A 13,287-nucleotide genomic window follows, 5' to 3' on the forward strand; every position below is an offset into this window, starting at 1 on the left:
GCGGGTCGGTGCCTTCCCCACACCGACCCGCCGGGGAGGAAGCTAGCAGTCCTCGAACGCCCGTTCGACCCCGGCCGCGACGGGGCGACCAGACGCACCCCCTCCGCCCGCCGCCCACGAGCGACCTCTCCACCCCCGACCGCTCTGACCTGGAGCGACGTCGACGCGGGCGCGCACCCCCGCACCCCCGCACCCGCGTCGGGCTAGCGCGAAGTGCGGGGCTCGTCCAGCGGACGCAGCGTGCTCACGTCGGTGTTCGCACCGCACACCACGACGGCGACGCGCTGACCCGGCATCGGGCTCCACGCGCCGCTGGTCAGCGCGGCCCACGCGGTGGCGGCGCCGTGCTCGGCGACGATGCGGTAGTCCTGCCACAGCGCGGCCCGCGCGGCGGTGATGGCCTCGTCGTCGACGAGCACGCTGACCGGCTCGGAGCGCTGCGCGACGTCGAAGGCGACCTGCCCCAGGCGCCGGGCGCCCAGCGCGTCGGCGGCCACGCCGGAGACGGCCACGTCGACGGGCCGGCCCGCGTGCAGGGCCTCGTGCAGCGTCGGCGCGGTCACCGGCTCGACGGCCACGACCTGCGCCCGCCCCGCCAGCGCCGCGGCGACGCCGGCGAAGAGGCCCCCGCCCCCGACGGCCACGACGACGACGTCGAGGTCCGGCACGTCCGCCAGCAGCTCCTCGGCGAGGACGCCCGCCCCGGCGGCGACGTCCGGCTGGTCGTAGGCGTGGCAGAACAGCGCGCCGGTGCTCGCGACGTGCTCCACGGCCGCGTCGTAGGCCTCGGCGTACTCCGCGCCCACCAGGTGCACGCGGGCGCCGAGGCGGCGCAGCCCGTCCACCTTCACCCGAGGCGCGGTGGTGGGCACGAACACCGTCGCCGGCACGACGAGCGACGCCGCGGCCCAGGCGTTGGCCAGGCCCGCGTTGCCACCCGAGGCGGCCACGATCCCGACCGCCGGGTCGAGCTCCCCGCGCTCGGCGGCGGCGAGCTGACGGTTCAGCGCGCCCCGGGCCTTGAAGGTGCCCGTGTGCTGCAGGTGCTCGCACTTCAGCCAGACGGGCCCGCCGGCCGCTCGCGGGTCCTCGCCGCGCAGCACGGGCGTGCGGCGCACGCGGCCGGCCGTGCGGGCCTGCGCGGCCAGCACGTCGTCGCGGGTGATCACCGGGCGCCCACCGGGCGGACGGCCGCGAGCGCCGTGCCGGCCGTGCTCACGCCTGCGGGCCCGTGCGCAGCTCCTCGGCCTCCGGGTCGGCCGGGCACAGCAGCAGCGACATGCCCGCGTAGGGCGCGAGCCACACGCCGAAGCTCTGCAGGTCGTCGACCCAGCCGATCTCGGCACCCGTGCCCATGTCGACGACCGGCACGCGCGGCGTGAACGTCTCCGAGCGCACCGAGCCCTCGATGGTCTCGGCGCCGAAGTTCAGCACCGTGACCTGCAGCGCCTCGCGGCCGCCGTGGTCGGCCGGGTCGAGGGCGTGGACCAGGACGAGCATGCTCGGGTGCGCCACCGCGGGGATGTCGATCTGGCGCGCCGTGGCGATCTTGTGGCGGGAGCGGACGTCGAGGACGCCGGACAGGCGCCGGACGAACGACGTCTCCGACGCCAGCTGCTCGGGGATGGTGCCGTAGAGCGAGCGGCCGACCGGGACGCCCGAGCTGGACACCGTGGCCTCGGGCGCCACGCCCATGAGGTCGTGGGAGGCGCGCTCGATCCAGCGGGTGTCGCCGGAGGTGAGCAGCGGGCGGATGCTCTCCGCGGGCAGCGGCAGCATGCCGAGCAGGTCCCAGCCGGACAGGGCGAACACCCCGGGCTGCCACGCGTTGAACATGGCCAGCAGCAGGTGCGCGCGGCGGATCTGCTCGACGTCGTCCTCGGTCAGCGCGTCGAGGTCGCGGTGCCCGCGGGTGGCGGCGATGACGCTGGCGGAGGTGCAGGCGATCCCGTTGGTCGTGAACACCTGGTTGTAGGGGCCGGCGTCGCCCGTCAGGTGGCGCGTGAGGTCGGCGCGGATCGTCTCGGCCAGCTCGGCGCCCGTGGTGTCGCGGCCGCGGAAGGCGTACACGTCCTCGGCGTGGCGGGTGGCCCAGTGGACGAGCTCGTAGGTCAGCTCGTCGTGGTTCTGCAGGGCGTGCACGAGCGAGGCCGGGTCGACGCCCAGCTCCAGCGAGGTGCGCAGCGTCAGGCGCAGGAACTCCGTGTCCCCCGTGGCCAGCGCGTGCTGGTAGGCGGGACGGTTGATGAAGTCGTAGGACAGGTCCGCGCCCACCTCGGAGGTGTCGCGGATGTCCTCGATCGTGAGGTTCAGCTCCTGGAAGGTGAAACCCCCGACCTTGCGGACCATCCCGGCGATGAGGTGGTTCGCGGCCTCCGACAGCGGGTGGCCCTCCGACCACGCGGGGCCCTCGGCGCTCTTCTCCACCCCGAGGAAGCCGTTGGCGTCCAGGCGCAGCGCGCTCGTGCCGAGGTCGCCGAGGGAGTGCAGGGCGTCGCCGATGACGAGCTTCATGCCCGCGAAGGAGGGGTCCAGCCAGTTGATCGACGGCTGCCCCTGCTTGAAGTAGTGCAGGTACACCCAGCGGCGCGCGACGCCGTCGACGCCCACGACCTCGCGGGTCGCCGACCAGTTCGTCTCCTTGATGCCGGGCGCGTAGAAGATGACGCGCTGCAGCTGGCCGATGATGAACCCGCGCTCGTGCAGCGCGGCCTCCGCGGCCGCGTCGAGGTTGGCCGCGTCGTGGCCCGGCGCGACGTCGGGCAGCAGGTGCCAGTGCTCCGGGTCGATCTCCACCATGTGGTAGATCCCCGGGTAGTCGCCGTGGTTCATCTCCGCGAGGCGGAAGTCCGCGCCCTTGCCCGTGTGACCGGGGACGATGTCGTCGATGACGCTGCCGTCGTGCGCGGCCGCGACGCGGCAGACCTGGCGGAACTCCTCCTCGGTGCCGAACGTCGGGTCGATCTCGGTGGAGATGCGGTCGAAGTGGCCGTCGACGCTGGGCGTCTGGCGCCAGCCGTCGAGGCCGCCGGCGTTCTTGACGGGTCCGGTGTGCACGGCGTCGATGCCGATCTCCTGGAACGCCCGCCACAGCGCCGGGTCGCCGAGCGCGGCGAGGAAGGAGGTGCCGGGCGCCGTCACCAGCGAGATCGGGTAGGCCGTGAACCACACCGACGCCGTGTCCAGGGCGCGGCGCGCGTCGGGCTTGGCGTAGGGGTTTTGCCACATGCTCGCCTTGCCGGAGAACTGCCGGCTGATGGCCGCGGCGTCGGAGAGCATCGACTTCGACAGCAGCCACCGGACGTACTCGGCGTTGCCCGCGTCGGCCGGCCCTTCGGAGGAGACGCGGAGCGCGGCGTGGTCGGCCGGGCGCAGACGCGCCTGCGGGCGCAGGCTGCGGGGCCGCGCCGGGTAGCGGGCCTCGTCGTAGGTGATCTCGCTCGGCTCGTGCTCGACGACCTCGAGGTCCGCCGGCTGGTCCTCGACGGCCGGTGCGGGCGTGCCCCCGGTCCGCTCCTCGACGACTCCCTGCCCGACTGCCTCGTCCACGCGCGTGCCTCCTGCTGACCTCGGTGTGTGCGTCCCTGACGGCCGTGCCGGCCGCCGAGCCCGCCGATCACCTCATCACAGATGAGGCGGATCCTCGACTCCGTGAGCGCGCCGCGCGGCGGACGGCGGCGCGGCAGCGCTCAGCGGTGCCCCACGACGTCGCCGAGCTGGCCGCCGGCCGCCTCCAGCGCGGCCCGGGCCGCCGGCGCGCCGACGCCGAGGACGAGCATCGCGACGGCCGTCTTGGCGTGCCCGTCCGCCGCCGCGAGCGCCGCGGCGGCCTCGTCCTCGCCCGCGCCGCTCGCGGTCACGACGATGCGCACGGCGCGGCGGCGCAGCTTCTCGTTGGTCGCCCGCAGGTCGACCATGAGGTTCCCGTAGGTCTTGCCGAGGCGGACCATCGCGAGGGTCGAGAGCGTGTTCAGGACCATCTTCGTGGCGGTGCCGGAGCGCAGCCGCGTGGAACCCCGCACGACCTCCGGGCCCACCGGGACCTCGATGCCGAGGTCGGCCGCCGCGGACAGCGGCGTGGAGGTGTTGCAGGACACCGCGATCGTGAGGCAGCCGTGGGCGCGGGCCGCGGCGAGCGCGCCCAGCACGTACGGCGTGCGGCCGCTCGCGGCGATGCCCACGACCGTGTCGGCCTCCGTGAGCGCCAGCGCCTCGACGTCGCGCGCACCGGCCCCGGCGTCGTCCTCGGCGCCCTCGACCGCGCTGACCAGGGCGGCGGGGCCGCCGGCGATCAGCCCGACCACGAGCCCCGGCGGCGTGCCGAACGTCGGCGGGATCTCCGAGGCGTCGAGGACGCCGAGGCGCCCGGACGTGCCCGCGCCGACGTGGACCAGCCGGCCCCCGCGCGCCATCCGCTCGGCGATCGCGTCGACGGCCGCGCCGATCACCGGCAGCTGGGTGCGCACCAGCCCGGCGACATCGGCGTCGGCGTCGTTGACCAGCCGGACCAGGTCCGCGGTCGCCAGCGCCGCCAGGTCGGTCCCGGTCCCGTCGAGGGCCTCGGTGGCCAGGGCGTCGAGGGGGTCGTCGGAGGGCATGGCGGGAACAGTAGCCAGCGCCCGGGCGGCTCAGCCCTCGACGAGCACCCGCCAGCTGTGGCCGCCGAGCTCGACGACGTCGCCGTCGGACAGCTGCCGCCCGCGACGGTCGTCGACCTCGCCGTTGACGAGGACCTCCCCCGCCGCGAGCACCTCGCGCGCCTCCCCGCCGGTCCCCACCGCACCGGCCAGCTTCAGCAGCTGACCGAGGCGGACGAGGCCCGTGACGGTGACGTCCTCCGGCTCGCTCACGCGTCGTCGACCGCGAGCGCGGCCAGGACGGTCGCGAGGCGCTCGGCCTCGGCGCGGGTGAGGCGCTCGGGCACGCGGAGCTCGGCGGAACCGCCGTCGGCCAGCGGCACCACGTGGGTGAGGAAGGGGCGCGAACCGGGCGGGGAGGCGACGGCCTCCGGCGTGACGGGCTCGGGCGTGACCGGCTCGGGGGTGCTCGGCGTCGCAGGGGCCGGCTCGGTCGCGGCCGCGCCGGACAGGAAGGACCGCACGCGGTCGATGCCGTCGCTGGCCAGCCGCTGCGCCGTCGGGTCGAAGCGGCCGGTGCGCAGCAGCCGCTGCAGCACGTCGTCGATGGGGTCGCCGCCCTGGCGTTCCGTCATGGTTCCTCCTCCGGGGCCGCAGCCCCGATCGAATCGGCTCCCAGGGTCTCACCGCGTCCGGGCCGTCGCCTCCGCCCGCGGGACCATCCGCGCACCCCCCGGAGGTCGTACCCGGCAGGACCAGCCGGCGACAGGCCCCGGCGAGTCAGCCGGCGAGGTGCCCCCACGCCTCCTGCAGCTCGCGCCACGGCCCGCTCGCGGCGACCCGCCCGTCGTCGAGCACGACGACGCGGTCCGCGCGCAGCAGCGCGGAGCGCTTCGAGGACGACCCGACCACCGTGACCCCCCTGCGCCGCAGCGCCTCCCACAGCTCGACCTCGGTGCGCGCGTCGAGGGCGGAGGAGACGTCGTCGGCGACGAGCAGGTCCGCGCCGGTGGCCAGCGCCCGGGCCAGGGCGAGGCGCTGCACCTGCCCGCCGGACAGCCGCACGCCGCGGTGGCCGACCAGCGCCGCGGACCCGCCGGCGTCGAGCAGGTCGGCGCGCAGGCGGGCGTCGTCGAAGGCGGCCGTGAGCCGCTCCTGCGGGTGCTCGTGGTCCAGGCGCACGTTGTCGGAGAAGGACCCCGACAGGACCCGCGGCACCTGGGCGACGAAGCAGACCTGCCCGGGGCGCAGGAAGGTCTGCGGATCGGCCACCTCGTCGTCGTTCCAGCGCAGCGAGCCCTCGTGGTCGAGCAGGCCCGCGAGCGCCCCGAGGAGGCTGGACTTCCCGGACCCGACGCGGCCCGCGAGCAGGACCAGCTCGCCCGCGTGCACCGTGAGGTCGACGCCCTGCACGCCGACCGTCCCGTCGTCGTGGACCGCGGCGAGGCCGTCCAGGCGCAGCTGCCGCAGGGGCCGCCGCCCGGGCACGGCGGGCCGCGGGGCCAGCCCGCGCCGCAGGTCGACGCCCGGGGGCAGGGCCACGAGCTCGTCGCCGCCGGCGAGCTCCGTCATGGCCCGGACCCACTCCCGCGCCACGGGGGCCTCGGTGACGGCGGCCCCCGCGACGGTCCCGAACCACGTCGCGCCCGCGAGCGTCGTGGCGACGAGGAGGGTGGTGGCGATGTCCCAGACACCGGCGAGGTAGGCGACCCAGGTGGCGACGGTGGCGGTCTGGACCAGCAGGCCCGGGACGCCGTCGAGCAGCGCGCGGACCCGGAACTCCCGCACGCTGGCCGCGACGCGGTGCCGGTCGACGTCCGCGAGGTGCTGCAGCACAGCGGGTCCCGCGGCGGCGAGCTTGACCGTGCGCGCGGCGTCCAGGCTGGAGGCGAGCGAGCGACCGAAGGCCACCCGGGCGTCGCCCGCCGTGCGGCCCGAGGCGCCCGCCACGGGGGCGCCCGCCACGGAGACGGCCGCGGACAGCGCCATGACGGCGGCGACCACGCCGGCCGCCGCGACGCTCCCCGAGGTGACGCCGGTGACCACGACGACGACCGCGCCGATGACGACGTCGACCCAGCGGTCGGCGTAGAGGACGAGCCGCTCGGAGTCCAGGCAGCGGGCCGTGACCTCCCCGGGCGGGGTGCGCAGCAGGCGGCGCTGGCGCGTCTGCCCGCGCAGGACGGCCAGGCGCAGCTGCAGCGTGACGAGGTTCCACCACAGGGGGTAGACGCGGAAGGCGCCCGCGAGCGCGGGGGGCAGCAGGAGCAGGCTCGCGCACAGCCCGGCCGTGGTCCAGGCCACCTCGGAGAGGCCCTCGCCGGCGCGCAGGTCCTGCACGAGCAGTCCCCACAGCCAGCCGGTCAGGGTGCCGTAGGCGCCCAGCACCGAGACCGCCAGGAAGAGCAGGGCCCCGACCACGCCCCAGGAGGGGGCGACGGCCACGGTCTGCAGGACGGTGCGGGCCAGCCGCGGCCGCCGGCGGGGCGGCGGCGGGCCGGGGTCGCGGCGCGGGCGCGGCGTCGGGTCCGGGGCCGTCGAGACGTCCCCGCCTGCTCCCGCCTCCTCGCCCGCGGCGGTGAGCAGGTCGCGGAAGGGCCCCGGCGCGCTCGCGAGCTCCCCGCGGGGGCCGTGCTGCACGAGCCGCCCGCGCTCGAGGACGGCGACGGTGTGCGCGCGGCGCGTCGTCGAGAGACGGTGCGCGATGAGCAGGCCCGTGCGCCCGACGAGCAGGCGCTCGGCGGCCGTCGTGACGCGGTGCTCGGTGACGGGGTCCATCCGGGCCGTCGCCTCGTCGAGCACGACGACGCCGACGTCGCGCACCAGCAGCCGCGCGAAGGCGACGAGCTGCTCCTCCCCCGCGGACAGGGTCAGCCCGCCGGGGCCGAGGCGGGTGTCCAGCCCGTCGGGCAGCGTCGCCACCCACCCGGCGAGCCCGAGCTCCTCGACGGCCGCGACGACGGCGGCCCGCGGGACCCCCGTGAACAGGGTGATGTTCTCCGCGAGCGTCGCGGCCAGCAGCTCGGTGCGCTGGGTGACGACGCCGACCGCGCGGCGCAGGTCCGCGATCGCCGTGTCGCGCACGTCCTGCCCGCCCAGCAGCACCGCGCCCCGGGGCGGCTCGACGGCGCGCGAGAGCAGCGAGGCCAGCGTCGACTTGCCGGCGCCGCTGCGCCCGAGGACCGCGAGGGTCGTGCCGGCCGCGACCGCGAGGCTCACGTGCTGCAGGGCGAAGCCGCCGTCGGGGTAGGCGAAGGAGAGGTCGCGCAGCTCCACGTCCAGCGCGCCGGTGGGCACCGCGGCGCCGCCGGCGTCCTCGGCCGGGGCCCCGAGCAGGCCGCGGATGCGCGTCAGGGCGCCGAGGCCCGCCTGCACCTCGGGCAGCCGGTTGCTGACCTGGGTGACGTCGCCGACGAAGCCCCCGACCAGCAGCCAGAGGGTGACGAGCTCCCCCACGCCCAGCCCGCCGCCGCTGACGAGGACGACGCCCCCGACGGCGAGGGCCGCGAGCAGCCCGGACAGCACGAGCGTCGTGCGCAGCCCCACCGCGGCGGACGCGCTGGAGGTGGCGCGGACGGCGTCGAGCACGGCGCGGGCCTGGTCGGCGTAGCGGCGCACGACGTGCGCCTGACCGAGGCTGGCGCGCACGTCGTCGCGGCCCGCGACGACCTCCTCCAGCTGCGCGGCGTGGTCGGTCCAGGCGGTCTCCTCGACGACCTTGCGGGCGGCCAGGACCCGGGTGAGCGGGCGGGCGACGAGCAGCGCCAGGGCCGTGACCAGCGGGAACGCGATCCACGCGGGCCACCACGTCAGCCCGGCCACGACCCACGCGAGGCAGGAGCGGGCGAGGGAGCGGGCGAGGTCCCACCCCGTGGTGCGCAGCAGCTGCGCCAGCTGCCGGGGGTCGTCGTCGACGCGGTCGAGCACCTCGCCGACGGCCTGGTCGGCGAGGGCCGGCAGCGGCTGGGCGAGCGCGGCCTGCAGGAGGTCCCCGCGCAGGACCCCCTCCGCGCGGCCGACGGCGCCGGAGAACACGGTGCGCCCGACGGTGTCGAGCACGGTGGCCCCGAGCAGGGCCGCGGCCAGCGCGACGAGCAGGGCCGAGGTCGCGTCCTGCGCGAGCCGGCCGGTCAGCACCGTCGCGGCGGTCTCCGCGACCGCCGCCACCACCGCCAGGACGAGGGCCGCGCTCACCGCGGGCCCTGCGAGCCGCCGTGCGGTGAGCGTCCGCTCTCCCACGACGACGCCTCCTCACCCCGGCGCGCCGGCGGCGCGCGTCCTGCCTGCGACGCTAGCCGGTGGGGTGGACGCGGCGCCGCCGGGTTTCCGGGCGGCGGGGGTGCGGCTCAGGGGGGGCGGGCTCAGGCGGGGTCGGGCTCACGCGGCGGCGAGGTACTCGTCCCAGCGCGGGTCGGGCTGCTCGGCGCCGCGCACCGCCCACGAGGCGCCCCGCGGGGCGGCGGGCCGGAAGGGCAGCGCCCAGCCCATCTCCTCGGGCGTCCGATTGCCCTTGGCGTTGTTGCAGCGGATGCAGCAGGCCACGAGGTTCTCCCAGCTGTCCGGTCCCCGCCGGCTGCGGGGCAGGACGTGGTCGACCGTCGTGGCGTGCCCGCGGCAGTAGGCGCACCGCTGGTGGTCGCGGCGCAGCACCCCGCGGCGGCTGACGGGCACGACGGAACCCCGGGGCACGCGCACGTAGCGGGACAGCAGGATGACCGACGGCCGTTCGAGGCTCATGGAGGCGCCCAGGACGGGTTCGGCGTCGGCGAGGACCACCGACGCCTTCCCGGCGAGCACGAGGACGAGCGCCCTGCGGAAGGACACCACCGCGAGGGGTTCGTAGCCGGCGTTCAGCACGAGCGTGCGCACAGGCACCTCCACAGACGACGAGAGGCGCCCTCCCCGGCGGGGAGGGCGCCTCTGACGGCGACGACGTGCGAGAGCACGCGGACCGGATGGTGGTGCCTGCGGGGCGCCCGGACGTGGCCGGGCGCGCTGGGCGTCGTGGGCGCGGCGTCCTGGTCCGGACGCACGGTGCGCTGGGACATCGGAAGCCTCCCCCGCGGGTGCAGTCGTCGTGAGCGCACTGTACGTCGGCAGCGCTCGCGCGTCAGCGCCTTTCCCGGAGGTTCGCCCGCGGGTCGCCGCCCGTCCGCGTCAGCCGCGGACGCGACGAGGCCCGGCACCCCGAGGGGTGCCGGGCCTCGTCGGACGCCGGAGAGGTCGATCAGGCGACGGGGGCCACGCGGCCGAAGGTGACCGCGCTGCTCCAGATGGTGCGGAGCGCGACGGGCTTGCCGGTGCGGGGCGAGTCCCACATCTTGTTGCCGCCGGCGTAGATGCCGACGTGGTAGGCGCGGCCACCGCTGGAGAAGAAGACCAGGTCGCCGGGGACGGCCTGCGAGCGGTCGATGCGCGTGGACGCGGACTTCTGGGCGTTCGCCGTGCGGGGCAGGGACACCCCGTTCTGGCGCATGACGTAGCCGGTGAACCCGGAGCAGTCGAAGCCGGCCGGCGTGGTGCCGCCGTAGACGTACGGGAGGCCCGCGTACTGCGAGGCGGTGTTGAGGATCCGGTCGCCGAGACCGCTCGCGGGGGGCGCCGCCTGGGCGACGACCTCGACGACAGCGGCGGCGGCCGGCTGGGCCGCCGCGGGGGCCGGGGCGTCGGGGAGGACGGCCTGGACCTTGGGCGCCGCGGTCGCGCCGCGGGCCTTGCGCTTCACGGTGACGGCGGGCTTCACCGAGACGGTGGCCTTCGTGGTCACGGCCGGGACGACGACCACGGGGGCCGGCGTCGGGACCGCGGTGAAGGTCGCGGCGGTGGTGACGACGGCCGCCGCGGCGGGCGCCGAGACGACGGCCGGGACCGCGGTGCCGAAGGCGCTGTCGACGGCCGTGGGCGCGGCCGCAGCGACGGACGCCGGGACCGTCGCGGGAGCAGCCTCGGGGGCGGCGCTCGCGGGGAGGGCGATCGTGGCGACCAGGCCCCCGGCGGCGGCCAGGACGGCGACGCCGCGACCGGCTCCGCTCGCGGTGGTCGTCACCGCGTGGGCGAAGGACGTGAGGGGACGAACGGCAGCACGGTGCCGCCCCGGGACGTGAGGGGTCAAGGTGGTGGCCTCTCCGACGCCTGCGAGGTGAGCTGTCGGGTTCGGGCGGGAAGGTCGCCCGGCCGGTTCGCACCGGCTTCACCCCAAGGACTTCTGCTCGACCCGCAGGTCTCGCTCGGCCCGGGAACTTGGTTCCCCCACCCCTGCCATGGGTGTCGTGGGACCTCCTCGCGGTGGCAGGGCTCGGCGTCCGCGTGAGGACTCCCCGGATGCATGACCTAGGGAGCGGGTGGACAGTAACCCACCGGCTGCGCGGATGTCACGCACTGATCACGGGCAGATGCCAGTCTGGCTACTCTCCGTACTTCCATCGGCGCTACGTGTCATCACCTTGAACGCAGCGAACGCCCGCCACCGCAAGGAGTGACGGGCGTTCCGGCGGCCCGAGGACCGTCCGGGTGTGAGACCGGTCTCAGTCCACGGGTCCCACGAAGATGTGGCCCGCCTCGGCCGTGGACAGGTCGACGACCTCGCCGGCGACGGAGACCTCGACACCCGACGCGGAGGCCTTGGCGACGACCTCGGCGCCCGGCGTGAGCCCGGCCGCCCCGAAGCGCGCCATGAGCGGCACGTCGGTCTGCAGCGGCTCCCCCAGGCGGCGGACGACGACCGTGCGGCCCTGCAGCTGCGGCGTCGTCAGCGGCTGCACCCCGGCGCGGAAGTCCTCCGTCTCGCACATCTCCCCCAGCTCCTCCAGCCCCGGGATCGGGTTGCCGTACGGGGAGGAGTGCGGGTGGTCGAGGATGTCGACGAGGCGGCGCTCGACCTCCTCGGAGATCACGTGCTCCCAGCGGCAGGCCTCCTCGTGCACCAGCGACCAGTCGAGGCCGATGACGTCGGTGAGCAGCCGCTCCGTCAGCCGGTGCTTGCGCATGACCCGCATCGCCTTGGCCTTGCCCGCGTCCGTGAGCTCGAGCCGGCGGTCGGTGCCGACGTGCAGCAGCCCGTCCCGCTCCATGCGCGCCACCGTCTGCGACACGGTCGGTCCCGAGTGGTGCAGGCGCTCGGCGATCCGGGCGCGCATCGGGACGATGCCCTCCTCCTCGAGCTCGAAGACCGTCTTGAGGTACATCTCGGTGGTGTCGATGAGGTCGCTCACACCCGGCATCGTCCCTCATCCGCGGCGCCGGGCGCATCCGTCCCCCGGGGGCCTGCCGGCCGTGGGCGCACGCCGCGCGACGGGTGCGGCCGGGTGGTGGGCGGGGGGTGCCGCGGATAGCGTCCGCAGACGTGACGGAACTCCGCTCCCTGCTCTGGTTCCGCCGCGACCTGCGCTTGTCCGACCACCCGGCCCTGCTGGCCGCCGCGGCCGACGGGGAGGTCGTCCCCCTCTTCGTGGTCGACCCGGCGCTCTGGGGCCCCTCCGGCGACGTGCGCCGCGCCTACCTCCTGCGCTCGCTGCGGGCCCTGGACGCCTCCCTCGACGGCCGGCTCGTCGTGGAGGAGGGGGACCCGGTCGCGGTGCTGCCCGCCGTGGCCGCCCGGACCTCGGCCCGGCGCGTGCACGTCACGGCCGACACGGGCCCCTACGGCCGCCGCCGCGACGAGGCCGTCGAGCACGCCCTCGCCGCGGACGACCGCGAGCTGGTGCGCACCGGCACGAACTACTCGATCGGCCCCGGCACGCTCCTCACGGGTTCCGGTTCCCCGTTCCAGGTGTTCACGCCGTTCTCCCGCGCGTGGCGCGAGCACGGCTGGCCCCGGCCCGCCGTCTCCCCCGGCGACGCCCGCTTCGCCTCCGGTGCGGGCGACGGCGTCGACGGCCCGCACTGGCCGGCGGAACCCGACCTGGGCGACCTCGCCCTGCCCGCGGCGGGCGAGAAGGCGGCCCTGGCGCGCTGGCACGAGTTCCTCGAGGAGCGCATCGACGACTACGCCACGGACCGGGACCGCCCGGACCAGAACGGCACGTCGCAGCTGTCGGCGCCGCTGAAGTGGGGCGAGCTGCACCCCCGCACGATCCTCGCCGACCTGAGCCGCAAGCGGTCCGCGGGCGCGGAGACGTACCGCACGGAGATCGCGTGGCGGGAGTTCTACGCCGACGTGCTGTGGCACCGGCCGGAGACGGCGCGCGAGTACTACCGCCCGCAGCTGGAGGCGCTGGCCTACACCGAACCCGGTGAGGCGTTCCGCGCGTGGAGCGAGGGCCGGACGGGTTTCCCCGTCGTGGACGCGGGGATGCGGCAGATGCGCGCCGAGGGCTGGATCCACAACCGGGTCCGGATGATCGTGGCGAGCTTCCTCGTCAAGGACCTGCACGTGGACTGGCGCCACGGGGCGCGGGAGTTCATGCACTTCCTGCGCGACGGCGACCTGGCGAGCAACAACCACGGCTGGCAGTGGGTCGCGGGTTCCGGGACGGACGCCGCGCCCTTCTTCCGGGTGTTCAACCCCGTGACGCAGGGCAAGAAGTTCGACCCCCAGGGCGACTACGTCCGCCGCTACGTGCCGGAGCTGCGCCACCTCGCCGGCGCGAAGGCGCACGAACCGTGGGACGCCGCGGACGGCTACGCCTCCGGCTACCCCGAGCGGATCGTCGACCACGCCCACGAGCGCAAGGTCGCCCTCGACGACTACGCCCGCATCCGCAGCTGACGT

10 protein-coding genes and 1 riboswitch are annotated in these 13,287 nt (G+C 76.1%); of the genes, 1 reads left to right on the top strand and 9 read right to left on the bottom strand.

All coding sequences use genetic code 11. The annotated features are described in order from the left end of the window. Window positions 1-203: 203 nt before the first annotated feature. The 9 genes from F1544_RS11660 to F1544_RS11700 all read right to left on the bottom strand — a co-directional run bounded on the left by F1544_RS11660 (window position 204) and on the right by F1544_RS11700 (window position 11,788). Window positions 204-1,169, bottom strand: coding sequence for a threonine/serine dehydratase (locus F1544_RS11660; RefSeq protein WP_167585444.1), 966 nt, complete (start codon window positions 1,167-1,169; stop codon window positions 204-206). 46 nt (window positions 1,170-1,215) lie between these two features. Next, complete coding sequence (gene treS / locus F1544_RS11665) at window positions 1,216-3,435, bottom strand: maltose alpha-D-glucosyltransferase (protein ID WP_373368075.1); 2,220 nt, start codon at window positions 3,433-3,435, stop codon at window positions 1,216-1,218. Window positions 3,436-3,689: 254 nt separating this feature from the next. Beyond that, the gene (gene murQ / locus F1544_RS11670) at window positions 3,690-4,598 is read right to left on the bottom strand and encodes an N-acetylmuramic acid 6-phosphate etherase (protein WP_167585450.1); all 909 of its coding nucleotides are present in this window, start codon (window positions 4,596-4,598) and stop codon (window positions 3,690-3,692) included. 30 nt (window positions 4,599-4,628) lie between these two features. Continuing rightward, window positions 4,629-4,850, bottom strand: coding sequence for an RNA-binding S4 domain-containing protein (locus tag F1544_RS24400; RefSeq protein WP_167585453.1), 222 nt, complete (start codon window positions 4,848-4,850; stop codon window positions 4,629-4,631). Continuing rightward, the gene (locus tag F1544_RS24405) at window positions 4,847-5,212 is read right to left on the bottom strand and encodes a hypothetical protein (RefSeq protein ID WP_167585456.1); all 366 of its coding nucleotides are present in this window, start codon (window positions 5,210-5,212) and stop codon (window positions 4,847-4,849) included. The genes F1544_RS24400 and F1544_RS24405 overlap by 4 nt, the downstream gene beginning before the upstream one ends. A gap of 145 nt (window positions 5,213-5,357) precedes the next feature. After that, entirely contained in the window at window positions 5,358-8,816 is a 3,459-nt protein-coding gene (locus F1544_RS11685; RefSeq protein WP_167585459.1) for an ATP-binding cassette domain-containing protein, read from the bottom strand. Window positions 8,817-8,954: 138 nt separating this feature from the next. Beyond that, window positions 8,955-9,446, bottom strand: a complete 492-nt coding sequence (locus F1544_RS11690) for an HNH endonuclease (RefSeq protein WP_167585528.1) — start codon at window positions 9,444-9,446, stop codon at window positions 8,955-8,957. A 358-nt stretch (window positions 9,447-9,804) separates the two neighbouring features. Next, complete coding sequence (locus F1544_RS11695) at window positions 9,805-10,623, bottom strand: C40 family peptidase (protein WP_308470023.1); 819 nt, start codon at window positions 10,621-10,623, stop codon at window positions 9,805-9,807. 87 nt (window positions 10,624-10,710) lie between these two features. Continuing rightward, window positions 10,711-10,843, bottom strand: a riboswitch (cyclic di-AMP (ydaO/yuaA leader). Window positions 10,844-11,101: 258 nt separating this feature from the next. Further along, a complete protein-coding gene (locus tag F1544_RS11700) occupies window positions 11,102-11,788 on the bottom strand; it encodes an iron-dependent transcriptional repressor DtxR (RefSeq protein WP_167585464.1) in 687 nt (228 codons plus the stop codon). A gap of 131 nt (window positions 11,789-11,919) precedes the next feature. Between F1544_RS11700 and F1544_RS11705 the strand changes: the two genes are divergently transcribed. Next, window positions 11,920-13,284 (top strand): cryptochrome/photolyase family protein, encoded by a 1,365-nt coding sequence (locus tag F1544_RS11705; protein ID WP_167585466.1) that lies wholly within the window; start codon window positions 11,920-11,922, stop codon window positions 13,282-13,284. Window positions 13,285-13,287 lie beyond the last annotated feature (3 nt).

The organism is Kineococcus rubinsiae, from assembly GCF_011839805.1.
Lineage (GTDB): Bacteria > Actinomycetota > Actinomycetes > Actinomycetales > Kineococcaceae > Kineococcus > Kineococcus rubinsiae.